This is a genomic window from Mesorhizobium sp. M0410, from assembly GCF_040321435.1.
In the GTDB taxonomy this organism is placed as follows: Bacteria; Pseudomonadota; Alphaproteobacteria; order Rhizobiales; family Rhizobiaceae; genus Mesorhizobium.
The window spans coordinates 57,482-81,220 of sequence record NZ_JAMYRN010000020.1 but is presented as its reverse complement, the minus strand read 5'-3'; the positions used below and the strand labels follow the sequence as shown (position 1 = coordinate 81,220).

Sequence of the window (23,739 nt, the reverse complement as noted above, 5' to 3'; positions counted from 1 at the left end):
CCCCACCCACCTACACAAACACTTCCGGTGGGGTCGGCAGGTTATTTTGTTAATAACACACAGTAAAACCCGGGCGCCCCCCCCCCCCGAAACCCCACCCACGCGTGGGGGGGCGGGCAGCCCCCCCCCCACCTTTTTATCGGAGCAATGGATTGCCAAAAGCCGATTTGGACTTGGGTCCGCTACTCCTGGAATGACCGGAGACAATCATGTCGCGCATCGGAATCCACTCATTCGTCTGGTCGGCGAGCTCGGCGCAGAGCGACCTCGAGCGGACGCTGGCCAACACCAGGGAGGCCGGCTTCGACCTGATCGAATTCTCTTATCTCGACCCCGCCAATGTCGACATTGACGGCTTGGCCAAGCGGATCGGCGATCTCGGCCTCGGCGTCGCGATCAGCATCGGACTGCCGGCCGACGGCGATATTTCGAGCGCCGACAAAACGATTGCCGCGCGCGGAGTCGAAATCCTGAGACGTACGATCGCGCTGACCCGCGATCTTGGCGGGCAAAAGGTCGCCGGCATCCTCAGCACCAGCCATGGATTGCAGAGCGAGGCGCCGACGCGCGACCAGTGGAACCGCAGCGCCGGCACGCTTGCCGAGGTGGCCGAGACAGCAAAATCAGCCGGCGTCAGCCTCAACCTCGAGATCGTCAACCGCTTCGAAAGCAACCTGCTCAACACCGCCGCGCAAGGCATGGCCTTCATCGCGGACAGCGGCTCCGACAACATCTTCCTGCATCTCGACAGCTTCCATATGAACATCGAGGAGGCCGATGTCGGCTTGGCCATTCGCAACGCCGCAAGCAAGATCGGCTATGTCCATATCGGTGAGAGCCATCGCGGCTTCCTCGGCACCGGCAATATCGATTTTGCCGCGATATTCGACGCGCTGACCGCCATCGGCTACAGCGACGACCTCAGCTTCGAATCCTTCTCGTCGGAAATCGTCGATGAGAACCTGTCGCGGAAAACCGCCATCTGGCGCAATCTGTGGACCGACAATATGGAGCTGGCCAAACATGCGCGCCGCTTCATTGCGCTCGGACTGGAGACGGCGCGGCGCAAGGCCGAGCTTGTTTCCGCAACGCACCGGCCTTGAGAACTCGCAGTTCCGAAATCGATCTGGTTAGACCAGAGGCGCTGTATTAGCCGGCAAAACGCGGCCCAAGTTCCTCGATGCGGCGGATCATCGCCTGGAAGTCCTCCGAGATGCGCTGGTGCAGGTGAACCGCCAGCTCCGGGTATTCCTCAAGGATGCGGCGGAACATCTTGCGGCTGAGCCGCAGCACTTCCGAATCGATTTCGGCAGAGGCGCTGGTCAGCCGGTTGGTATCGGCGATCAGCGCCAGTTCGCTGAGCATGGTGCCGGGGCCGGCGGTGCCGATCGGGATGCGCTCGCCGTCGTGCTCGCGGTAGAGGACGATGCGGCCGCTGATCACGATATAGGCGCAATCGGCCTCGTCGTCCTCGCGGTAAAGCTTGTGGTCGGCTTGCAACCTGGTGGTTTCGGCGCCGAAGGCGAGCAGACGCAGCTGTTCCTGCGTAAAGCCCTCGAAGAGCCTCACGGTGGACAGGATGCGGATGTCGTCATCCAGCGCCATCTAGCTATGTCCCCGAACCGTCAGTCCGACTCCTCCCCTACGAGGCCGATCCAAAACCACCTCCAGCCTCAGGACCGTACCCGAAAAGCGCCCCGCCCGGATCGCTTATTTGAATAATGAAATGTTTAAGGAACCAGCTTGTAGCCGCCGCTTTCTGTCACGAGAATTTCCGCGTTGGAAGGATCGCGCTCGATCTTCTGGCGCAGCCGGTAGACGTGAGTTTCGAGGGTGTGAGTGGTGACGCCGGAATTGTAGCCCCAGACTTCCTCCAGCAGCACGTCGCGGGTCACCACCTTCTGGTCGGCGCGGTAGAGATATTTGATGATCGAGGCTTCCTTTTCGGTCAGCCGTACCTTGGCGCCGCGCGGGTCGATCAGAAGCTTCTGGCTGGGCTTGAACGTGTAGGGGCCGACCGAGAAAGTGGCGTCCTCGCTCTGCTCGTGCTGGCGCAGCTGGGCGCGGATGCGGGCCAGCAGCACGGCAAAGCGGAACGGCTTCGTCACATAGTCGTTGGCGCCGGCCTCGAGGCCAAGGATGGTGTCGGAATCGGTATCGTGGCCGGTCAGCATGATGATCGGCGCCTTGTAGCCGCCCTTGCGCAATATCTTTACCGCCTCGCGGCCATCCATGTCGGGCAGGCCGACATCCATGATGAGCAGGTCGATGAGCCCGCCGCGCGCCGTGGCGACGCCTTTGGCGGCGGTCGCTTCCTGCAGGACATCGAATTCCTCATAAAGCGACAATTGCTCGACAAGGGTGCCGCGCAGGTCGTCATCGTCGTCGACGATCAGAATGGTGCGTGAAGTCATGGATCAATCCGTTGTTTTGAAAAGAGATTTCAGTTGACCGCAGCCTGTTTATGCGGAAGCTGACCGGCACAACAGCCGTTCACAGTGATTTGTTCCGTGGCACGATCATACAAGAAAAAACACGATCGCAATGCAGTCGGCGCAATTTTGCCGAAAGGGCTCGCCGTGCTCACCGTGCGCGCGCGCCCAGGCCATGCCAGCCAAGGCTTTCTGCAGGCCGGCAAACTGGTGTTTCCATGTGCGCTGGGGCATGGCGGCATCTCGGCGGCCAAGCGCGAGGGCGACGGCGCCACGCCGCTTGCCTCGATGCGGATATTGTCGGGATATTTTCGCGGCGACCGTTTTGCCGGCGGCCGCCGGACGCGGCTCGCGATGACGCCGATTGGCCGCGACCTCGGCTGGTGCGAAGTGCCTGGGGACCGCAACTACAACCGCCCGGTCAAAATCCCCTATGGCGCCAGCCATGAGCGGATGCTGCGCACCGACGATCTCTATGACGCCTGCCTGGTGCTGGACTGGAACATTGTGCCGCGGCGGCGCGGGCGCGGCAGCGCCATCTTCTTCCACCTGGCGCGCCCCGGCTTTACGCCGACGCAAGGCTGCGTCGCGGTAACGGCTCGCACCATGGCGCGGCTGCTGCCGCTGCTGTCGGAACGGACGGTGATAAGGGTGGCAAGGTAGGGGAGAATAGTGAGCGAATTGGTCGGGAAGGATATTCGCGGACCCGCCGCTTAGCTTCACTACTCACTACACCGTCCTAGCGCTTCCTCGGCAGCTGCCAACCCGTGTCGAGAAGGCCGAGCCGACCGAGTTCGCGGTCCATGGCGCGTGCGATGTCCTTGCGTTCGCCGCCGATGTCGCGCAGCTGGCGATCAGAGAGATCCTCGACATTCTCGTAGGGAAGATTGACCGCGATTTTTGCGTAGCGAAACCAGTCAAGCACGGCGCGCAGCCAGGCCGGGCGGAGGGTAACAGGGCGCAAGGTGATGTCAGACATGGTGCAATCCGCTTCTCCGGACATCAAATCCGGTTTGATGTTTCTTCGATGACCAGATCATGACCGATTGAAATCAAAACGGGAAACGAGTAGTTTTTTCTGCATCTTCAAGTTTTTTTTGAGAATTGGAATGCTCGACCGAACTCTCCTCGTCTGGCACTAATGGCGCGCCTGCTGCCTGGAACCCGTGCGCTGCGGACGCTGGAGGCAGCGGCCCGGCATCTCAATTTCACCCGCGCCGCCGACGAGCTCGGCCTGACGCCGGCAGCGGTCAGCCATCAGATCAAGGAAATCGAGGATCAGCTCGGCATCGTGCTGTTCACACGCACCAGCCGCACGATCCGGCTGACCGAGGCGGGTGCGGTGCTGTTCGAAGCTTCGACCGATGCGCTCGACCTGCTTGGCCGGGCCGTCTCACGGGCGCAGAAGACGGCACGCGGATCGGCGCTGCTGAAGGTCACCCTCGATGCGCAATTCGCGACGAAGTGGCTGATGCGGCGCGTCGACGATTTTCGCAAGCAGCATCCGGCGATCGAGCTGCGTTTCGACATCAGCTACGAGGTGCGCGACTTCGATCGCGACGACGTCGATCTCGGCATCCGTTTCGGCACCGGCAAATATCAGGGGCTTCGCTCGCACCGGCTGTTCGAAAACGTTATCATTCCGGTCTGCAGCCCGGCCCTGTTGCGGGCCGGGCCGCCGCTCAAGGAGCCGCGCGACCTGTTTCATCATACGCTGGCGCATATCGAGTGGTCGCGCCAGGGCGTCACCTGGCCGAACTGGAGCATGTGGATGGCGGCGGCGGGCGTCGACGATTTCGACGACAGCCGGACCATCGTGTTCGGCAACTCGACGGATGCCGTCCAGGCCGCGCTCGACGGCAACGCGGTCGCGCTCGCCGATTTCGCCATGGTGGCAAACGACCTTTCGGAAGGTAGGCTGATCCGGCCGTTCGAACTCGGCATCAAGGTCGCGCCCGAATTCGCCTATTTCCTGGTCTATCCGGAGACCGCGGCGAATGATCCGCGCATCGTCGCCTTTCGCGATTGGCTTCTCGAGGAAATCGCCAGGACCCCGAGCTGACGGTCAGCCCGCCGCCGCGCCGAACCAGCCGATCACCGCGCCGATGAGAAGCAGCACGCCGAGCCAGTGACCAACATCGATGAGCGTCAGATCCCAGCCGAAACCTTCGTAGCGATGGTTGACCGAAAGCGTGGTGGCGACGAACCCCAGCCAGAGAACGAAGCCGAAGATCACCCCGGCAAGCAGGCTCGGCTCGCCGCCGGTCACGGCGCCGATGATCAGCGACATGACCAGCGCCATGACGAGCTCCGCGATGAAGGAGACGACGAAGGGCAGCATCGATTTGCTCATCGTCGCCGGATCAAGCTTGGCGGCCTTCAGCCACGGCTTGCTCAAGCCCATGTACCAGGCCCCGCCGAACAACCACGCCACGACGGCGGCGACGATTACCGCCAGCCAATTGATTGCTGAAAAATCCATGGTTCCCTCCGGTCGATTGCGCGATGGAACGCCTGTTCGGCGATGCCGTCAAGCAAGGCGCCAGACGGTGGTGCGCTTGACCTCGGCGTCCTCCAGCGCCCGGGTCACCGCCACTTCGTAGACGTCAAGCGGCTCCAGCCCGGTCTTCGGCAGATAGGAGCGGCCGGGATCGCCGACGAGAATGTCGGCACCGCGCGCCCTCAGCCGGGCGAACCACGGCATCAGCCTGTCGGCGAAAGTTTTGTCGTAGAAGACGTCGCCGGCCAGCACCACGTCCCAGCCGGCATCGCTGCCGATGCAGTCGCCGATGAGGAATTTTATCTCGGTCCCATTTGCCTCGGCATTGAGGCGGATCGCGGTCGCGCAGAACGGGTCGATATCGGCGGCGATCACCTCGGCAGCTCCGGCCTTCACCGCGGCAATGGCGACAACGCCGGAGCCGGAGGCGAAGTCCAGCACGCGCTTGCCGCGCACCGCCGCCGGATTGTCGAGGATGTAGCGGGCAAGGCCTTGGCCGCCGGCCCAGGCAAAAGCCCAGAAGGGCGGCGGCAGGCCGATTTCGGTCAGCTCGTCCTCGGTCCGCCGCCACAGTTCGTGCGCCTCGTCGGCCAGGTGCAGGCGGATCTCCGGCACATGTGGCGGCGCCATCAGCGCCGTGTTGTCGAGGATGAATTTCCTGGCGCTGTCCGGCGTCAGCGCCGTCATGGCGCCGGCGTCAGGCCGCCCATGCGGCAAACCTCTTGCCATTCGGCCGGCGTCACCGGCTGCACAGACAGCCGCCCGAGCCGCACCAGCGCCATGTCGGCCAGCTTTTGATTGGCCTTGGCTTGCTCCAGCGTCACCGGCTTCGGCATGGCCTTGAAGGCGCGGATGTCGACGCACTCCCAGCGGGGATCGTCGGTGGTGCTGTCCTGATGGGCCAGAGCGCAGACTTCGGCGATGCCGACGATGTCCAGCCCGTCATTGGAATGGTAGAAGAAGCCGAGATCGCCGATCTGCATCGCCTTCATGTTGTTGCGCGCCGCATAATTGCGCACGCCGTCCCATTGCGTGCCGGCCTTGCCCTTGGCCTTGAGGTCCTCGAAGGAGAAGACCGAAGGTTCGGATTTGAACAGCCAGTAGTTCATTGTGTTGCTCCTCCTCAGGTGCCGCCGCGACTAAAAGCGCGTCGCGTTCGACCGGCCTCATGCGACGCGCTTTAGGTTCTTGTTGTATGCATGTCGCTATCACAAAACCGCTGCACACTTTTGCGCGACATGCATCAGATATCCGCCGGCTTGTTGAAACTCCAGTTCCACTGCCGGATTTCGACGCTTTCGAACAGCCCTGCCTTGGTATAGGGGTCGGCCGCCGACAGGGCTTTTGCCGCAGCCAGATCAGGCGCCTCGACAACGGCGAGAGTGCCGTTCGGCTTGCCGTCGGCGTCGAGGAACGGGCCGGCGAAGGCCAATTTCTTGTCGCCGTTCAGCCCTTCCAGGAAGGCAAGGTGCTTGGGCCGCGTATCGAGCCGCACCTGCAGCCTTCCTGGCTTGTCCTTGCAAATCAACGCAAACAGCATCTTTCCATCTCCGCAATCGTTCGCGATCACATGTCGGTTTCGGTCTTGAGTGGCCTTGTCATCAACGCCGACACAGCCTGGTCTATGGTTATGGTGCCGTCCAGTATGGCGGCGACGGCGGCGATGATCGGCGCGTCGATCCGGCGCTCGCCGGCGATGCGGGCGGCGATTGCCGCCGTCGGCACGCCTTCGGCCAAAGGCAAGCCGGCAAGCGGCTTGCCTTGCCCCAGCGCCAGCCCATAGGCGAAATTGCGCGACTGCGCGGACGAGCAGGTGAGCAGCAGGTCGCCGAGGCCGGAAAGCCCCATCAGCGTCTCCGGCTTGGCGCCAAAGGCGGCGCCGATGCGGCGCAATTCGACGAAGCCGCGCGTCACCATCGCCGCCTGGGCGCTGGCACCGAGCCCGGCGCCGGTGACGGCACCCGCGGCAATGGCAAAGACGTTCTTCAGCGCGCCGCCGATCTCGACGCCGATTAGATCGTCGCTCGAATAACAGCGCAGATTTTCCGCCGAAAAGCGGGCGGCAAGGTCGGTGGCCAGAGCCTCGTCGCGGGCGGCGACCACGACGGCCGTCGGCAGGCCCCTGGCGACGTCGGTGGCAAAGCTTGGGCCGGACAAAGCGGCGACCGGATTTGCCGGCAGTATTTCCTCGGTGATGGACGATAGCAGCGCGCCGGTGTCGCGCTCGATGCCCTTGGCGCAGAGGACCAGCGGGACGCCTTTCGGCATATGGCTGGACGCGGCCGTCAGCATAATCCGCAACGATTGCGCCGGCGCTACCGCCAGAACGCAGTCGGCACCGTCGAGCGCCGCCTCGATGTCGCTCGTCGCCACGATGCCGGGATCGAGCGCGATGCCCGGCAGATAGCGCGGATTTTCGCCACGGTCGACCGCCGCGACGGTCTCCGGGTCGCGCGCATAGAGGCGGACGAAATGACCGGCGCGCAGCGTGGCCAGCGCCAGCGCCGTGCCCCAGGCGCCGCCGCCGAGCACGGCGACGCGCCAGCCGCTTGGCGCCTTGTGCTCGCTGCCGGTCATGCCTTGGCCCCACGCCGGCCCGAGCCGACCATCGGGGCCGAGATGCTGTCCAGCGGCCAGCGCGAGCGCGGCACGAGATCGGCGGCGTTTTCACCTGATATGCCGGCGCGCAGGCGCTCGATGCCGGCCCAGGCGATCATCGCCGCATTGTCGGTGCAGAGGTTGAGCGGCGGCGCGACGAAGCTGAACCCGGCCTGCTCGCAAAGACTCTGCAATGTCGCCTTGATGGTCCGATTGGCGGCCACGCCGCCGGCGACAACCAATGCAGGGTCGGCTTTGTCCGGGAATTGCTGACGGAACCGGGTCAGCGCCCGCGCAACACGGTCGCCCAGCGCATCCGCCACCGCCGCCTGGAACGAGGCGCAGATATCGGCAACATCCTGATCGCTCAGCGGGGCGATCGCGGTTGCCGCCTGGCGCACCGCGGTCTTGAGGCCGGAGAAGGAAAAATCGGGCTGCACCGAGCCCTTCATCGGGCGCGGAAAGGCGAAACGCGTCGCGTCACCGGTTGCCGCCGCCTTCTCGACATTCGGTCCGCCCGGATAGGGCAGGCCGAGCATCTTGGCCGTCTTGTCGAAGGCCTCGCCAAGCGCGTCATCGATCGTCGTCGCCCAGCGCTGGTAGTCGCCGACGCCGCGTACGGCGACGATCTGGGTATGACCGCCGGAGACCAGCAGCAAGAGGTAGGGAAAGTCGAGCCCGTCGATCAATCTGGCCGTCAGCGCGTGACCTTCGAGATGGTTGATGGCGATCAGCGGTTTTTTGGCTGCCGCGGCGATTGCTTTGGCCGTCATCAGGCCGACGATCAGCCCGCCGACAAGACCGGGACCGGCGGTGGCGGCAATCGCATCGATATCGGCGAGGTCGACGCCGGAATCGGCGAGCGCTGCTTCGATGATGCCGTCGAGCGCCTCGACATGGGCGCGCGCGGCGATCTCCGGCACGACGCCGCCGAAAGCGGCATGCTCCTCGATCTGGCTGAGCACGATGTTCGACAGGATTTGCGGCGTGCTGCGACCGTCCAGCGCCACCACGCTGGCGGCGGTCTCGTCGCAACTCGTCTCGATGCCCAGAACGCGGATCAATTCGTCGCTGTCCAAAAATCGTACAGATTGTACTGTCGGCCTTTCCCCGATAGGAGAAAACCCGAAAACCTGCCGGGGGTTATCACGGACGGCGCGTCATGCAAACAACCTTGAAAATCGGAACACGCGGCAGCCCGCTGGCGCTGGCGCAGGCGCATGAAACGCAGGCGCGACTGATGGCGGCGCATGGCATGCCGGCGGAAGCTTTCGAGGTGGTCGTCATCTCGACCAGCGGCGACCGCATCCAGGACCGGCCGCTGTCGGAAGCCGGCGGCAAGGGCCTGTTCACCAAGGAGATCGAGGAGGCGCTGCTGGCGCGCCGCATCGACATCGCCGTGCATTCGTCGAAGGACATGCCGACGCTGTTGCCCGAGGGGCTGGAACTGTCCGCGTTCCTACCGCGCGAAGACGCGCGCGATGCCTTCATCGGCAAGGCGGCGCGAACGATTGCCGGCCTGCCGCAAGGCGCCAGGGTCGGTTCGTCGTCGCTGCGGCGCCAGGCGCTGATCCGGCGGATGCGGCCGGACGTCGAAGTGGTGATGTTTCGCGGCAATGTGCAGACGCGGCTGCGCAAGCTCGACGACGGCATCGCCGACGGCACCATCCTCGCCTATGCCGGGCTGAAGCGGCTCGGGCTCGAAGACGTGGTCACCGACCTGATGCCGCTCGAGGTCTTTCCGCCGGCGCCGGGGCAAGGCGCGATCTGCATCGAAAGCCGCATCGGAGACCGCGACGTGGAACAGATGCTGGCAGCGATCCACGACGGGCCGACCGGCGAGGCGCTGGCCTGCGAGCGCGCCTTCCTGGCGGCGCTCGACGGGTCCTGCCGCACGCCGATCGCCGGACATGCGACGATATCGGGCGGAACGGTTTCCTTTGCCGGGCTGATCATCTCGCCCGATGGCACGCAGTCGCATGAAGTCAGGCTGCAAGGGCCGGCGCAGGAGGCGGCGCGCATTGGCGCGGAAGCCGCGGCGACCGTTCGGGCCAGGGCCGGCGAAACATTCTTCGATGGCTGGACCTGACATGCTCCGCGTCCTTGTGACGAGGCCCGAACCGGGCGCGTCGCGCACGGGGCGCCGGCTTGCGGATGCCGGCTTTCAGCCGATCCTGCTGCCATTGACCGGAACCGTGGCGCTGCCGGTCGATGCCGGCGCGCTCGCTGACGCCGCGGCGGTCGCGGTCACCAGCGCCAATGCCGTTCGCCATGCGCCGAAAGAGGTCATCGCGGCGCTCGCCGGCTTGCCGTGCCACGCCGTCGGCAGGAAGACGGCGGAAGCCGCCCGCGCTGCCGGGTTTCTGTCGGTCAGCGAAGGCCCGGGCAATGCCGAGGCGCTGGCCGATGCGCTTGCTGGCGGTTACGCGGGGCAGACGATCGTCTATCTCTGCGGGCGAGTGCGATTTCCCGGCTTCGAGGAAGGGCTGTTGGCGTCGGGCGTTCAGGTCCGCGCCGTCGAGACCTACGACACCGTTGTCCTGGATTACTCCGACGAGGCCGTTCTTGCGCGCCTGTCCGCCCAGCCGGTCGAGGCGGTGCTGCTCTATTCGGCCAAGGCGGCCACCGCTATGCAGGCCCTGGCTAGCCGGCCGGCGCTGCGTGGTGTTTTTGAAAAAACGCGCTTTTTCGGATTATCGGGGCGCATCGCCGCGGCGTTGGGCGACGTCGCCGAGATCCGGATTGCGCCTGAGCCCAGCGAGGATGCGCTGCTGGGACTTTTGCAGGCGCCGCGCTGACCGGCATCCGCCGCTGCTCTGTGCCAGCTTGTTCCAAACGTTGGCGCCGCCCCTCACCTGCCTGCCGGCATCCTCTCCCCGTATAGTGACGGGGAGAGGGTGCCTTCGCCGAGGATTTCGCCAACCTCCAGCGTTGCAGAAGAAGCGTCGAGACTCGTGAGAGCCCTTCTCCCCGTCACTGTACGGGGAGAAGGGCCCGGCAGGGCGATGAGGGGCAGTGCCAACGTGGATGACTGCGCTCGGGGCACATTTTGTTCTTGCTTTGTGCCGGCAGCTATGCTACTAATTTGGTTATGGTGCTAATTGGCTCCAACGACCCGCCCGCCGAGGCGGGTTTTTTGTGTGCCGAGCATGGGCCTTGGCTTGACACGTGGATTCGGCCCTGCGGCGTTTTGCCAAAACTGAACTCCAAGCCGTGGCGTCATCACGCCGCCCCTTTTCACCGCTTGGTGATGTGCTAGACCCTTCAAACCATCCCGAAGCGAATTTTGCGGAGCCCGAGCATGGTCAAGACGCCGAAGATGCGGCATTCCAAGAGCCGCCGTGAGCCGGTGACCATCGAGCTTGAGCCTGGCGCCGTCTCGCGAGTCGCCGACGAACAGGATGCCGTGACCTCGCAGACCGACGAGGCGCGGGCCGAGGAAGCGGCGAACGCCTCGCAGCCGGAGCCACCTGAAGAGCCGGTGCATGCGGACCAGACCGATCTCGAGCCATGGGAACATGCCGACGCAGCCGCGCCGGCCGGCACGCAAGAGCCGGCGGACGCCGGCGTCGATTCTGCCAGGGAAGCGGAAACCCCTTATCCCGCCGGTTCGGATGCGCCGGCCGGGCGCTCCACGGTTTCCGACTACAGTTTCGAAGATGCATCCAGAGGAACCGGGGCCAACGAACCGGGGATCCCAGGTTCCGGCGAGAAGACAGCTGAGACGAGGGACGACCATATGGCAGCGCAGCCGAAGCGAAGCGGCATCAACGGCATCGCCGCCGGTATTATCGGCGGCGTCATCGCCCTCGCCGCGGCCGGCGGGCTGCAATTTGCCGGCCTGCTCGGTGCGCCGGGGTCGGGCGGCGTGTCGCTCGACGCGGTCAATGGTGAGATCGTTTCGCTGAAACGCGAGGTCGCGGACCTCAGACAGGCCGGCGCCAACAATGACGCATCGGCCAAGGTGGACGGGCTGTCGGCGGCGCTGGATCAGGTGAGGGCGGACGTTGCGACGTTGAAGTCGGCGGTCGAGCAAGGCGGTGCCGGCGACAATGCCGGCCTGGCGGCACTTGGCGACAAGGTAAGGCAGATCGAGACGGCGGTTGCGGCCCTCGGCAAGGCCGGCGGCACGGCGCCGGTCGATCTCGGCCCGCTCAACGAAAGGCTGGCCGCGCTCGATGCGCTGGTGAAATCGGCCGGCGACACGGCAAAGGCGCAGGAAGGCCGGCTTGCGGCCCTGGAACAGTCGGTTTCACAGATCTCGGGCAAGGTCGATGCACAGGCTTCGCAGCCGAAGATCGCACTGGCCATTGCCGCTTCGGCGCTCAAGGCAGCGCTCGACCGTGGTGCACCGTTCGCCGCCGAACTCGAAACCTTTGCCGCGATCTCACCCGATGCACCCGAGATCGCGACGTTGCGCACCTATGCCGAAAAGGGCGTCCCGATGCGCTCCGAGATTGCCGCCGAAGCGGACGCCGCCGCCAACGCCATGGTCGCTGCCGCGACGCCCATCGACCAGAATGCCGGCATCCTGCAGAAGCTGCTGTCCAGCGCCGAATCGCTGGTCAAGGTCAGGCCGATCGGCGCCGTCGAAGGCACTGGCGTTCCGGAAACCGTCGCGCGCATGGAGGTCGCGGTCAACCAGGGCGACTACGCCAAGGCGCTCAGCGAATACGAAACCCTGCCTGAGGCGGCCAAGGCCGCCGGCGCCGACTTTGCCGGCAAGCTGAAAGCGCGGATGGAGGTCGAGACGCAGATCGATTCGCTCATCGCCGGCGCGATGAAGGCGTGAGGAACCCAATGATCCGCATCCTCGCCTTCCTTGCCGCCGTCTTTGCGCTCGGGCTCGGCTTCGCCTGGCTGGCCGACCGGCCGGGCGAAATGCTCGTCACCTTCAACGGCTATCAATACCAGGTCAGCCTGATGGTCGCCGCGGTGGCGGTCGTTGCCGTGGTTGCCGCGGTGATGATCGTCTGGTGGCTGGTCAAGGCGCTGTGGAACAGCCCCTATACGATCTCGCGCTATTTCCGCGTGCGTCGCCGCGACCGCGGCTACCAGGCGCTGTCGACCGGGATGATCGCCGCCGGCGCCGGTGACGGCGCGCTCGCCCGCAAGAAGACCAAGGAAGCGGCAAAGCTGATCCGCTCCGATCAGGAGCCACTGATCCAGCTGCTCGACGCGCAGGCCTCGCTGCTCGAAGGCGACCATGAAGGCGCCCGCGAAAAGTTCGAGACCATGCTCGATGATCCCGAAATGCGGCTGCTCGGCCTGCGCGGGCTTTATCTCGAGGCCGAGCGGCTCGGCGACCGCAACGCAGCCCGCCACTATGCGGGCCGGGCCGCGGCGGTGGCGCCGCAACTGGCCTGGGCGGCCGAATCGACGCTGGAAGACCTGACCGGGCGTGGCGACTGGGATGGCGCGCTGAAACTGGTCGATGCCCAGAAGTCGACCCGGCAGATCGAGCGCGATGCGGCCAACCGGCGTCGCGCCGTGCTGCTGACTGCCAAGGCGCAGGCGCTGATCGACAGCGATGCCAATGCTGCAAGGGCGGCGGCGCTCGAAGCCAACCGGCTGCGGCCGGATTTCGCACCGGCGGCGGTCGTCGCGGCGAAATTGCTGTTTCGGCAGAACGACGTGCGCAAAGGCTCGAAAATCCTCGAGGCGGCGTGGAAGGCCGAGCCGCACCCGGAGATCGCGGAGCTCTATGTCCATGCCCGGCCGGGCGATGCCGTGCTCGACCGGCTGAACCGGGCAAAGAAGCTGCAGGAGCTGAAGAAGAACCATGCCGAGGCCTCGCTTGCCGTGGCGCGCGCCGCGCTCGATGCGCAAGATTTTGCAACCGCCCGCCGCGAGGCGGAAGCCGCCATCCGCATGGATCGCCGCGAAGGCGCCTATCTGCTGCTGGCCGACATCGAGGAGGCCGAGAGCGGTGACCAGGGCAAGGTGCGGCAGTTGCTGTCGAAGGCGGTGAGAGCGCCGCGCGACCCGGCCTGGGTCGCCGACGGCGTCGTCTCCGAACGCTGGGCTCCGGTATCGCCGATCACCGGCAGGCTCGACGCATTCGAATGGCGGGCGCCGATGGAGCGGCTCGGCCAGTTGATCGACAGCCATGAAGAGACTCCGGAGGGACCGATGCCGGCCATCGCGGCTCCAGCCAAACCGGTACAGGAAACAGCCGAGGCGATCGAGCACACAGCCGTTGCTGCCGAGACACCGGGCACAGCGACCGAAGTGAGGACGGAAAACCGTGCCGCCGAGGATCATGTGACACCAATTACCGCGGCGGCGTTTGCCCAAGTGCCGGAAGATGCCGAAGCCGTCGAGCCGGCGCAGGAGCTGACGCGGCTGCCCGACGATCCCGGCGTCGATCCCGACGACGCGGCGGACAAATCGACGCGCCGGTTTCGTTTGTTCTGATAAGGGTCGAGTGGACCCGGGCTTATTGGGAATGATTTAATGTTCGAACGCGTTTTGTCGTTTCTAAGGGATCTGCCGTCCGGTGGTGGCGCCAGCCCCAGCGCCGACGATCCGCGCGTTGCCGCGTCCGCCCTGCTTTTCCACGTGATGAACGCCGACGGGGTGCGCCAGGATACCGAATGGGAGCGGTTCAAGAAGGTGCTGGCGGAAAGCTACTCGATCAGCGGCGACGAACTCGACGCGTTGGCGGCTGCCGGCGAGCGGGCCGACAATGAGGCGATCGACCTCTACGCCTTCACCAGCGTGCTCAAGCGCCATCTCGACGCCGAGGCGCGAAAGGCCTTCATCGGTCTGATGTGGGAGATCGTCTATGCCGATGGCGAGCTGCACGAACTCGAGGACAATACCGTCTGGCGGGTCGCCGAGCTGATCGGCGTCGAACGTCGCGACCGTGTCGAGGCGCGCCTCAAGGCGGCCGCCGCGGCTCCTGGTGCTGCCGGAACGTCAAGCGACGAATAGACAGGGTCCAGCCTTCCAATGCCGCCCAAGCCAAGCCCGAGACCAAAGATCCTGATCGTGCTGCATCAGGAGCATTCGAGCCCCGGACGGGTCGGCCATATGCTTATCGAGGAAGGCTTCGACCTCGACATCCGCCGACCGCCGCTCGGCGAGGCCTTGCCGCAGACGTTGGATGGCCATGCCGGCGCAGTGGTGTTTGGCGGCCCGATGAGTGCCAATGACGGCGACGAGTTCGTCCGCCGCGAGACCGACTGGCTTAAAATTCCGCTCAACGAGAACCGGCCGCTGCTTGGCATCTGCCTCGGCGCGCAAATGCTGGTCAAGCATCTTGGCGGCAGGGTCGAGGGCCACGGCGAGGGCCTCGTCGAAATCGGCTGGTATCCGCTTAAGGCGACCGAAGCGGGCAGCAGGCTGATGCATTGGCCGGAGATGGTCTATCAATTCCATCGCGAGGGCTTTTCGCTGCCAAAGGACGCGACGCTTTTGGCGACGGCCGAAACCTATCCCAACCAGGCCTTCCGCTATGGCGACAATGCCTGGGGCATCCAGTTCCATGGCGAATTGACCCGGGCGATGATGCAGCGCTGGGTGGTGCGCGGCGCGCACCGCTTCGAACTGCCCGGCGCACAGCCCGGCCGCGACCATCTCGGCGGCCGGCTGATCTGGGACATGCACCTCAAGCGCTGGCTCGGCGAGTTCCTGCCGATGATTTTCGGCAAGCCGGCGCTGCGGTAATCAGTTTCGCCCCCTGAGATGACGCACCTTGCGCAGCTGCGGGAACAGCACCGCCCATAGCCCGGCAACAGCGATCGCCCCGACACCGCCGACCACCACGGCCGGAACCGTGCCGATCAGCGCGGCCATGGTGCCGGCGCGGAATTCGCCGAGCTCATTGGAGGCGCCGACAAACACCTGGTTGACGGCGTTGACGCGGCCGCGAACGTCGTCCGGCGTCCACAGCTGGATCAGCGTCTCGCGGATATAGACGCTGAACATGTCGGTGGCGCCAAGCAAGGCGAGAGCAGCGATCGACAGCCAGGTGATGGTCGAGAGGCCGAACAGGACGGTGAACGCGCCGAACAGCGCAACGAAGCCGAGCATGACAAGGCCGGCATGGTTGCGGATCGGGTGTCCGGCCAGCCAGATGGCGACGCAGATGGCGCCGACGCCGGGCGCCGAGCGCAACAGGCCGAGCCCCCACGGGCCGAGTTCGAGGATATCGCGCGCGTAGACCGGCAGCAGCGCCGAGGCGCCGGACAGGAGCACCGCGAACAGGTCGAGCGAAATCGCGCCGAGCACGATCTTTTCGCTCCAGATATAGCCGAAGCCGGCGAACAGGGTCTGTACCGTCGGCCTGTCGGTCCTGCTGCGCTGGGCAGGTTTCGGGATGGTGAAGATCAGCACGGCGGCAATGAGCATCAGCACGGCCGCTGTGGTGTAGGCAGCTTCGGCCGAAAGCCCGTAGAGCAGGCCGCCGGCGACCGGCCCGACGATGGTTGCCGTCTGCCAGGCGGAAGAGTTCCAGGCGATGGCGTTGGCGAAATCCTCAGGCGGCACCAGATTGGCGAACAGCGATGACGAGGCCGGCCCGAAGAAGGCGCGCGCAATGCCGAACATGGCGAGCACGATGAAGACCGGCATCGGCCCGGAGAGGCCGCGCAGCGTCAGCAGCAGGAGGGCCAAGGCGCAGCCCGCCTCGACCAGCACCGCCAGCGCCATGATCAGCCGGCGCCCGAAACGGTCGGCAACGTCGCCGGTGACCAGCACCAGCAGCAGCGAAGGCAGGAGCTGGACGATGCCGACAAGGCCGAGGTCGAACGGGTCGCGGGTCAGATCGTAGATCTGCCAGCCGACGGCGACCGACACGATCTGGGTGGAGAATGTCGAGAGGAAGCGCGCCGCCCAATAGCTCAGGAACGGCCGGTGGCGAAAGGCGGCATAGCGCTGGTCGGATGGTACTTGGGATTCTGCGGTCATGGAATAAGGCCCCGTGGCGGCGATGTCGGCCGGCGGGGCACTTCCACGATGGGCGCTGGTCCGGCCAAAAAAGCCTTTAACGCAGTTCGGCCGGAGGCGCGCGCAAAAATCCGGCCTGGATCAACAATTTCGTTCTTGCAGATAACAAGCGGATGGCGGCGGATCGCAGATCGCAAACTTTCGAGATTAGCCGAAACACCTCTCGTTTCGTCATCCCAGGGCGGAGCAAGGAGCGAAGCGACGCGGCGCAGACCCTGGGATCCATGCCATTGCATCTGCCGAAGAATGCAACGGTTCAGAACGGCACTTGCGTCGGCACCGGCGCCAGCTACCCTTCAACCATGACCGGCTATACCTATATGACCGCAAGCCAGAAGCGCGGCACGATCTATATCGGGGTTACGAATGATCTCGGCCGCCGCATGCCGGAGCACAAATCCGGCGAGGGCTCGCGGTTCACCAGCCGCTACGGTGTGCAGCGTCTGGTCTGGTATGAGGAACATTTCGACATTGTCGACGCCATCCAGCGCGAGAAGTCGCTGAAGCGCTGGCCACGCCGATGGAAGATCGAGCTGATCGAGAAGACCAACCCTGAGTGGTTCGAGCTTTTTCGCGGGACGGGGTGGTAGCGTACGGTTCCGGTCCGCAGGCGCACTGCCGCGAGGTAACGGCATGGATCCCAGGGTCTGCGCCGCGTCGCTTCGCTCCTTGCTCCGCCCTGGGATGACGAACGGAGGGTGTTCGGCTAATCTCGAAAACTTGTAATTCGCCATCAATCGTCGTCCGATACACCGGACGCGCTGCCACTCTCCGACATCAGCGATTAGCCTTCAGCCATCCTACCTTCGTCCTAGGGCCGAGCAAGGAGCGAAGCGACGCGGCGCAGACCCTAGGATGCCATGCCGTGAGCTTCGAGCGTCGCAGCTTCCGCCGAACACAAACAGACCGACCAGCGGAACGCGTTCAATGTGCATCCCGCTCGATCTAACGGTATCAAACCGTCGCCTTGGCCTTCCTGCTCCGGCTCTTGACGGGCGCGGGCGGGGCGGCTTTGCGGCCGAGGCCGATCGCCTTGGCCAGCTGCGAACGCGAGGCCGCGTAGTTGGGAGCGACCATCGGGTAGTCCGACGGCAGGCCCCATTTGGCGCGGTAGGCGTCTGGCGTCAGCCCGAAATGAACGCCGATATGGCGCTTCAAGGATTTGAACTTCTTGCCGTCCTCGAGACAGATGATGTAGTCCGGCGTCACCGATTTCTTGGGATTGACGGCAGGCGTCAGCGGCGCGGCGACCGGCACTGCCGGTTGCCCCAGCCCACCTATGGAAGCGCTGACGCTGGCGATGAGATCGCCGAGGCCGGAAGCCGGCAAGCGGTTCTTCTCGACATATGCGGAGACGATATGGGCGGTCAGCTCGAGCAGGTCGATGTCTTTGCGAGCGTTGTTGTTGTCGTCGGTCAATCTATCTCTCCGTCCGTGGGGGTCGCAGAAATTCCTAGTCGGCAAATCTGCGCAATGCAATGACGCCGCGCCACGTCACACATTATTTTGAATAATAATACTAACGGCAGCGCGGGATTAACAACCCTGAGCCGGTGCTCGATAATATCAGACAATCAGCAATATCATATAATCAGGGATTTGTCGCGCCACAGTCGAAATCCGCCTTCGAAGGCGCGTGTGTTGTCGCCGCGTCTGCAATCGGCGGGCAAGTCGGTGAGTTCATCGACATTGCCGCCGCCGATGACCACGTAATCCGGCTGCATGGCGGTGCGAAGCCGGTCGACGACGTCGAAGACGTATTTGCGCCATTTCTTCTTGCCGCGCTTTTGCAGCCCGCGTTCGCCGACATAGTCTTCGAAACTGCCGCGCTTCTTGTAGGGAAGATGGGCAAGCTCCATCGGCTGGGCGACGTTATCGACGATCATCGCGGCCCCCAGGCCGGTGCCGAGGCCAAGGAACAGCATGCGGCCGCCTTCATAACTGCCGACGGCCTGCATCAGCGCATCGTTGACGACCTTCACAGGCTTGCCGAACTCAGCGGCGAAATCGCAGCCGACCCAGCCCTTGCCGAGATTGGCCGGTTCGGTCAGCGGCCGGTTGTGGTGCACGGGACCCGGATAGCCCATCGAGACGACATCGTAGTGCAGCCCTTCGGCGAGCGTCTTCACCGCAGCGACCATCTGCTGCGGCGTCAGCTCCGGTCCGGAAGCGGTCTTGCGCTCCTCTGCGCCGGCGCTGGTGCGGATCTTGACGTGCGAGCCGCCGATGTCGATCGCAAGCACGATCTGTTCAGCGTCGGGTGCCGGTCGCTTCACCGCTTTGGCCATCGCTTTCGCCTCCCAGAAATCATTTCGCTGGATTGATCCAGCCGTTCGGCGGCCCGAATCCAGCCATGGCTTCGGCCGGCCCCCACGTCTTTGGCGCGTAGACAGGGGGTGGCGTGGTGTCGCCGAGCACCGGACCGACGATGCGCCAGGCGAGTTCGCTGGCGTCCTGGCGGGTGAACAGCTGGCCGTTGCCGTTCATGGCGTCGCCGATCAACCGCTCGTAAGGCGGCATGTCGCCCTTGCTGTCGTCCAACGCGGTGAGCTCGACCTGTTCGCCGACCATGTCGTCGCCGGGTGCCTTGCGCCGGGCTCCGATCGAGATCGCCACTTGCGGATCGATGCGGAAACGCACGTGATTGCATTCGCCGGGTTTGATCGGATCGAAGACGTCGAGCGGCGGCCGCTTCAGCCGCACGATGACCTCGGTGGCGTGCACCGGCAGGGATTTGCCGGCGCGGATGAAGAACGGCACATCCTGCCAGCGCCAGGTATCGACGAAAAAGCGCACCGCCGCGAAGGTCTCGACCGGCGAGTTCGGCGCCACGCCCGGCTCGTTGAGATAGCCGTCGAACTGCCCGCGCACGACATCGTCCCTGGTCAGCGTCCGAATCGCCCGCAGCACCTGCACCTTCTCGTCGATCAGATCGTCGGCCGAGCGGCCGACCGGCGGCTCCATGGCGAGCAGCAAGAGGATGTTGAGCAGGTGGTTTTCGATGACGTCGCGGATGCAGCCGACCTCGTCATAGAAGCGGCCGCGCCCCTCGACACCGAAATCCTCGGCCATGGTGATCTGCACGCTCTCGACGTAATTGCGGTTCCAGATCGGCTCGAGGAAGGAATTGGCGAAGCGGAAATAGAGCAGGTTCTGGATCGCCTCCTTGCCGAGATAATGGTCGATGCGGAAGATCGACTTTTCGTCGAAGACCAGATGCAGCACCCGGTTCAGCCAGCGCGCCGATTGCAGATCGTGGCCGAACGGCTTTTCGACCATCAGGCGCGCGCCCTGGGCGGCGCCCGACTGCTCCAGCCCCTGGACGACGACCTCGAACATGGCCGGCGGCACCGCCAGATAGTGCAGCGGCCGCTCAGCGCTGCCCAGCGCGGTCTTCAGCTTCTCGAAGGTCGCAGGCGCCCGGTAGTCGCCGCTGACATAGCGAAGCAGCGAGGCAAGCCTGGCAAAGATCTTCTCGTCGATGCTGCCGATGGCATTGACGATACCGTCGCGGGCGCGCGCCTGCAGCTTGGCGAGGTCCCAGGGATCGAAGGCGACGCCGATCACCGGCTCGTTCAGCGTTCCCTTGGCCACCATGGCGTAGAGGGCGGGAAAGATCTTCTTGTGGGCGAGATCGCCGGTGGCGCCGAAAAGCACCAGCGTGTCGGACCGTTCCTGGCTCATGGGCGTGCCTCCCTGTCGCCCGTCACGAGCCGGCCTTCGGTTTTTCGACATGACCGCCAAAGGCATAGCGCATGGCGGACAGAAGCTTGTCGGCGAATTCGGATTCGCCTTGCGAGGAGAACCTGTCGAACAGCGCCGACGACAGCACCGGCGCCGGCACGCCGGTGTCGATCGCCGCCTTCAGCGTCCAGCGGCCTTCGCCGGAATCCGAAACCCGCCCGCCGAACTGCGTCAGCGACGAATCGGCCTTCAGCACGCCGGCCGTTAAATCGAGCAGCCATGAGCCGATGACGCTGCCGTGCCGCCAGACCTCGGCCACCTCGGCGATGTCGATGTCGAACTGGTAGTATTGCGGGTTTTCCAGCGGGCTGGTTTCGGCGTCGGCGGTGCGCTGCCGTTTGCCGGCATTCGCCGACTTCAGGATGTTCATGCCCTCGGCATAGGCGGCCATGACACCATATTCGATGCCGTTATGGACCATCTTGACGAAATGGCCGGCGCCGCTCGGCCCACAATGCAGATAACCGAAGGGAGCGGTTCCGGCGTCCTTGCCAGGGGCAGGCGAAGCGGCGTCGGCGCCGGGCGCCAGCGTGGCAAAGATCGGATCGAGATGCTGGACCGCGCTGTCAGGGCCGCCGATCATCAGGCAGTAGCCGCGCTCGAGGCCCCAGACGCCGCCGCTGGTGCCGACATCGACATAGCTCAAGCCTTTCAAGGCCAGGCGCGCGGCGTGGTCGACGGCTTCATGATAATAGGAATTGCCGCCGTCGATGATGATGTCGCCCGGCTCCATCAGGGCGGCCACCTGGTCGACGATCCGGCCGGTGATCGCCGCCGGCAGCATCAGCCAGGCGCTGCGCGGCTTCGTCAGCTTGCCGACGAAGTCCTCCATCGAGGCGGCTCCGACCGCGCCGGCGCTCACAAGCGCCGCGACGCTCGCCGGGTTGATGTCGTAGACGACGCATTCGTGGCCATCGCGCAGCAGGCGCCGAACCATGTTGGCGCCCATCCTGCCCAGTCCCATCATTCCTATCTGCATGGTCTCGTCCTGCCTTACTTGAGGGATCGATGATCTAGTGGCTGTGACGCATCGTCGATACCAACGGAAAAGTCGACATTCTCCCAACGGCCGGCATCGGACCAGAAGAATGTGAAGACAATGCTATTGCCCGGAGCGGCGTCGGCAACCGGCAACTCCGCGAAATGGATGCCGAAAAGGTTCGCGGCGGTCCCGGTGTCATGGACGGTTGCCCAATTGTCGCTGCTCCAATGAACCACCGCCCGGGCCAGAACTTCGATGCGCAGCGCCTTGCCTGCCGGGATGGTACGGATCTTGTGGTTGAAGCGCCATGCCCTGAGGCGCGACACCGTTCTGCCCTCGATATAGCGCTTGACGCCTTGTGGCGGCATGTCGAAGACGGCGCCGTCGCGGAGCGAACGCAGCAGCTTGATGTGCTCGGAATGCGCCCAAACCAGCGGCTTGGCGCTGCCGGAGGGGCCGCCATGCCGCAATTCGCGCTCCGGCATGTCTGGACCATCCCAGACCTGCTCCGGCAGCAGGCCGCCCGGCCCGGCGGAGCCCTCAAACGTCGCGAGCAGGCTTGCCGCTTTGTCCTTGCGCCCCGCCGCCAGCTCGTAGTGCGCGCGCTCGCCGACCAGCAGCGGCCAGGGCCGGCCCTGGCCGGTTCCATCGAAGGGCGCGCCGTCCGCATGCTCACCGTAGCCGTCGCCGTTGTAGCGGTACCAGAGCGGCCCCTGCGGCAGCTCGCAACGCAATTGCGCGTCGATCACCTTGACCGTGTCGAGGATGCGCGGATCGTCGGCCGCCCTGAGGCCGAAACGGACCAGCGCCAGCGCGTCGGGGCTGACGATCGCCTTGGCCGGCCGGTCCGTATCGGCCGGCGGGCGGTTCTTGATCGGGACGTAGCCGTCTTTCGGCGATGCCGCGCCGGCTTTGTCGGGCGGCGCAATGCGGACATAGTAGCCCTCGACGCCGGCTTCATCGCCCGAGGAGCTACCGGCGTCGTAGGTCCAGCGCTCGATCTGATCGTTCCAGACATCGGCGGTTTCGCGCAGGTAGTTTGCCGGCTCTGTTTTGCCGACGGCATCGAACATGTCCGCAGCCGCTAGCAATGCGGCGATCTCGACGGCAAGCGTGAACGGGCTGTAGCCGGCGTCCTCTTCCCAGCGGTCTTCGCCGGTGACGGGGCCGTTGCGCACGACGTAGGAGGCCGCGCGCTCGATCATCGGCATGAAGGAGGAGAGTACCGCAGGCGGCAAATGCCCGGCGCGGCGCAGCGCGTCGGCGAGCAGCAGCGGGAAGGCGCATTCGTCCATCTGGATGCCCGGCCAATAGGCCGAACCGTCGAGCCAGGCGTTCTGCGGCCAATGCCCGTCCGGCTGCTGGATCGAGCGCAGATAGCCAAGGATGCGCAAGGCTTCCGCCGGGTCGCCGGCGGCGAGGAAACCGCCGGCGGTTTCGACCAGATCGCGCGGCCAGACCAGGTGATAGCCGCCCAGATCGTCGTCGCCCTTGTTGAAGCCCCACGGGATCGACAGGCTGGCGACGGCTGCTCCGGTCGACGAGCGGTGTGCCGCCAGCACCGCAGCGCTGATGCGGTAGGGATTGAGGCCGGACGCCGCATGCCGGTCCAGCGGCAGCAATCCGGCCTGCCATTGGCGCCATTTTTGACCATAGGATCTGACCGCGGGCTCAAAACCTTGCCTCAGGCTGGCGAAAGCGGTTTCCGCCGCCTGTTGCGGTGTCGTGCCGAAGCCGAGCGCCAGCAATATTTTTGGATTCGCGGCCGAAAAGCCGATCTCGCCGGTCAGCGCGACATTGCCATCCTCGGCCCTGCGGCAGGCCGGATCGAGCCGGCCGCCTTGACGAAGCTGCTGCCAGCCGTCGGAGGCACCGACATAGCCGGCCGAGCACGCCTTCCACGGCAGCGACGAGGCGAGCGCCAGGCAGACGCCGCGTCCCGATGCAAACAGGACAGGCTGTCCTTCATGGCCGTCGATCCAGGCGGTGTTGCCCATCCCGGCGTTGACGAGGTGCGGCGCCAGCAGCGCGTAGACGCGGTAGTCGGCGGCCGCGCCTTTGAGCGGCGTGAAAATGATCTCCTGCAGCACGACAGGACGTTCCGGATCCGTAATGATCCGCTTTTGGATCCGGTAGCTTCCATCGGCCGCGGTGTTGACCAGCTGATAGGCAGGCACCCCGTCCTCGAGCGGTTCGATGCTGTGCTCGGCGTCTCGCTTTTCTTCCGAGAAATAGCCATCGGGTCCGGTGACGATCAGCCCCAGATCGCGGGTGCAGGCGCTGTCGAGGCGGGGATAGTAGATCTCGTTGAGAATGCCGTGACTGATGGTGAACCAGATCGGGCAGGCCGGCGAGAGCGCAGTGCCGACGCCGCTCTTGGCGCTCGAGGTCCAGCGCGCCGGAATGCCGGGTGCACCCGGGGCAAGGTTCGCTGCCATTCAAATCGGTCTCCAGTGCCATCCCTAGACCAGGAGCCGAACCGTTTTCAATGATTGCACCGCAAGTTGATCGCCGGCCATGGATTGCTGTTG

Annotated in this window: 25 protein-coding genes; 10 read left to right on the top strand and 15 right to left on the bottom strand. The window is 65.0% G+C overall.

Going from position 1 to position 23,739, the window contains the following annotated elements; translation table 11 throughout:
* The first annotated feature begins 209 nt into the window (after positions 1-209).
* Positions 210-1,103 (top strand): sugar phosphate isomerase/epimerase family protein, encoded by an 894-nt coding sequence (locus NKI63_RS24375; RefSeq protein ID WP_352649396.1) that lies wholly within the window; start codon positions 210-212, stop codon positions 1,101-1,103.
* A 46-nt stretch (positions 1,104-1,149) separates the two neighbouring features.
* Here the strand turns inward: NKI63_RS24375 and NKI63_RS24370 are convergent, their stop codons facing one another.
* Both NKI63_RS24370 and NKI63_RS24365 read right to left on the bottom strand, forming a co-directional pair.
* Positions 1,150-1,605: a Crp/Fnr family transcriptional regulator gene (locus NKI63_RS24370; protein ID WP_352690298.1), complete on the bottom strand. Its 456-nt coding sequence runs from the start codon at positions 1,603-1,605 to the stop codon at positions 1,150-1,152.
* 125 nt (positions 1,606-1,730) lie between these two features.
* A complete protein-coding gene (locus tag NKI63_RS24365; RefSeq protein WP_023680479.1) occupies positions 1,731-2,414 on the bottom strand; it encodes a response regulator transcription factor in 684 nt (227 codons plus the stop codon).
* 144 nt (positions 2,415-2,558) lie between these two features.
* Between NKI63_RS24365 and NKI63_RS24360 the strand changes: the two genes are divergently transcribed.
* Positions 2,559-3,095, top strand: a complete 537-nt coding sequence (locus tag NKI63_RS24360) for a L,D-transpeptidase family protein (protein ID WP_352509125.1) — start codon at positions 2,559-2,561, stop codon at positions 3,093-3,095.
* Positions 3,096-3,171: 76 nt separating this feature from the next.
* Here the strand turns inward: NKI63_RS24360 and NKI63_RS24355 are convergent, their stop codons facing one another.
* Positions 3,172-3,411, bottom strand: coding sequence for a hypothetical protein (locus tag NKI63_RS24355; protein WP_254817801.1), 240 nt, complete (start codon positions 3,409-3,411; stop codon positions 3,172-3,174).
* 162 nt (positions 3,412-3,573) lie between these two features.
* On the opposite strand from NKI63_RS24355, the gene gcvA reads away from it, so the two are divergent.
* Positions 3,574-4,494 (top strand): transcriptional regulator GcvA, encoded by a 921-nt coding sequence (gcvA, locus tag NKI63_RS24350; RefSeq protein WP_352509120.1) that lies wholly within the window; start codon positions 3,574-3,576, stop codon positions 4,492-4,494.
* Between the two features lie 3 nt (positions 4,495-4,497).
* On the opposite strand, the gene NKI63_RS24345 is transcribed toward gcvA, so the two are convergent.
* The 6 genes from NKI63_RS24345 to tsaD form a co-directional block, all read right to left on the bottom strand.
* Positions 4,498-4,914, bottom strand: coding sequence for a DUF1761 domain-containing protein (locus tag NKI63_RS24345; protein WP_352509119.1), 417 nt, complete (start codon positions 4,912-4,914; stop codon positions 4,498-4,500).
* Positions 4,915-4,962: 48 nt separating this feature from the next.
* On the bottom strand, positions 4,963-5,619 hold the full coding sequence (locus NKI63_RS24340; RefSeq protein WP_352509124.1) for a class I SAM-dependent methyltransferase: 657 nt from the start codon (positions 5,617-5,619) through the stop codon (positions 4,963-4,965).
* Entirely contained in the window at positions 5,616-6,041 is a 426-nt protein-coding gene (locus tag NKI63_RS24335) for an EVE domain-containing protein (protein WP_352456302.1), read from the bottom strand. Before NKI63_RS24335 ends, NKI63_RS24340 begins: the two co-directional genes overlap by 4 nt.
* 134 nt (positions 6,042-6,175) lie before the next feature.
* Entirely contained in the window at positions 6,176-6,472 is a 297-nt protein-coding gene (locus NKI63_RS24330) for a YciI-like protein (protein ID WP_352509118.1), read from the bottom strand.
* Positions 6,473-6,498: 26 nt separating this feature from the next.
* Positions 6,499-7,509, bottom strand: coding sequence for an NAD(P)H-dependent glycerol-3-phosphate dehydrogenase (locus NKI63_RS24325; RefSeq protein ID WP_352509117.1), 1,011 nt, complete (start codon positions 7,507-7,509; stop codon positions 6,499-6,501).
* On the bottom strand, positions 7,506-8,591 hold the full coding sequence (tsaD, locus tag NKI63_RS24320) for a tRNA (adenosine(37)-N6)-threonylcarbamoyltransferase complex transferase subunit TsaD (protein WP_352823663.1): 1,086 nt from the start codon (positions 8,589-8,591) through the stop codon (positions 7,506-7,508). Before tsaD ends, NKI63_RS24325 begins: the two co-directional genes overlap by 4 nt.
* Before the next feature lie 101 nt (positions 8,592-8,692).
* Between tsaD and hemC the strand changes: the two genes are divergently transcribed.
* From hemC to NKI63_RS24290, 6 genes are all read left to right on the top strand, one after another.
* A complete protein-coding gene (gene hemC, locus NKI63_RS24315) occupies positions 8,693-9,619 on the top strand; it encodes a hydroxymethylbilane synthase (RefSeq protein ID WP_352509116.1) in 927 nt (308 codons plus the stop codon).
* Between the two features lies 1 nt (position 9,620).
* Positions 9,621-10,328 (top strand): uroporphyrinogen-III synthase, encoded by a 708-nt coding sequence (locus tag NKI63_RS24310; RefSeq protein ID WP_352509115.1) that lies wholly within the window; start codon positions 9,621-9,623, stop codon positions 10,326-10,328.
* 503 nt (positions 10,329-10,831) lie between these two features.
* Complete coding sequence (locus tag NKI63_RS24305) at positions 10,832-12,322, top strand: COG4223 family protein (RefSeq protein WP_352701267.1); 1,491 nt, start codon at positions 10,832-10,834, stop codon at positions 12,320-12,322.
* 8 nt (positions 12,323-12,330) lie between these two features.
* A complete protein-coding gene (locus tag NKI63_RS24300; protein WP_352509113.1) occupies positions 12,331-13,947 on the top strand; it encodes a heme biosynthesis protein HemY in 1,617 nt (538 codons plus the stop codon).
* Positions 13,948-13,986: 39 nt separating this feature from the next.
* Positions 13,987-14,466 carry a tellurite resistance TerB family protein gene (locus NKI63_RS24295; protein ID WP_352509112.1) on the top strand — a complete coding sequence of 160 codons (480 nt, stop codon included), beginning with the start codon at positions 13,987-13,989 and terminating at the stop codon, positions 14,464-14,466.
* A gap of 18 nt (positions 14,467-14,484) precedes the next feature.
* Positions 14,485-15,201, top strand: coding sequence for a glutamine amidotransferase (locus NKI63_RS24290; RefSeq protein ID WP_292657163.1), 717 nt, complete (start codon positions 14,485-14,487; stop codon positions 15,199-15,201).
* Here NKI63_RS24290 and NKI63_RS24285 read toward each other — a convergent pair whose 3' ends face one another.
* Positions 15,202-16,443, bottom strand: coding sequence for an MFS transporter (locus tag NKI63_RS24285; protein WP_352823650.1), 1,242 nt, complete (start codon positions 16,441-16,443; stop codon positions 15,202-15,204). It abuts the gene before it with no gap.
* A gap of 341 nt (positions 16,444-16,784) precedes the next feature.
* On the opposite strand from NKI63_RS24285, the gene NKI63_RS24280 reads away from it, so the two are divergent.
* A complete protein-coding gene (locus NKI63_RS24280) occupies positions 16,785-17,072 on the top strand; it encodes a GIY-YIG nuclease family protein (protein WP_352509122.1) in 288 nt (95 codons plus the stop codon).
* A 364-nt stretch (positions 17,073-17,436) separates the two neighbouring features.
* Here the strand turns inward: NKI63_RS24280 and NKI63_RS24275 are convergent, their stop codons facing one another.
* From NKI63_RS24275 to NKI63_RS24255, 5 genes are all read right to left on the bottom strand, one after another.
* On the bottom strand, positions 17,437-17,901 hold the full coding sequence (locus NKI63_RS24275) for a Ros/MucR family transcriptional regulator (RefSeq protein ID WP_352509111.1): 465 nt from the start codon (positions 17,899-17,901) through the stop codon (positions 17,437-17,439).
* 164 nt (positions 17,902-18,065) lie between these two features.
* Positions 18,066-18,770: an ROK family protein gene (locus NKI63_RS24270; protein ID WP_352509110.1), complete on the bottom strand. Its 705-nt coding sequence runs from the start codon at positions 18,768-18,770 to the stop codon at positions 18,066-18,068.
* Positions 18,771-18,789: 19 nt separating this feature from the next.
* Positions 18,790-20,166 carry a glucose-6-phosphate dehydrogenase gene (gene zwf, locus NKI63_RS24265; protein ID WP_254817787.1) on the bottom strand — a complete coding sequence of 459 codons (1,377 nt, stop codon included), beginning with the start codon at positions 20,164-20,166 and terminating at the stop codon, positions 18,790-18,792.
* A 22-nt stretch (positions 20,167-20,188) separates the two neighbouring features.
* Complete coding sequence (gene gnd, locus NKI63_RS24260; RefSeq protein ID WP_352751454.1) at positions 20,189-21,205, bottom strand: phosphogluconate dehydrogenase (NAD(+)-dependent, decarboxylating); 1,017 nt, start codon at positions 21,203-21,205, stop codon at positions 20,189-20,191.
* Between the two features lie 14 nt (positions 21,206-21,219).
* The gene (locus NKI63_RS24255; protein ID WP_352509107.1) at positions 21,220-23,646 is read right to left on the bottom strand and encodes a glucan 1,4-alpha-glucosidase; all 2,427 of its coding nucleotides are present in this window, start codon (positions 23,644-23,646) and stop codon (positions 21,220-21,222) included.
* Between the last annotated feature and the right edge of the window lie 93 nt (positions 23,647-23,739).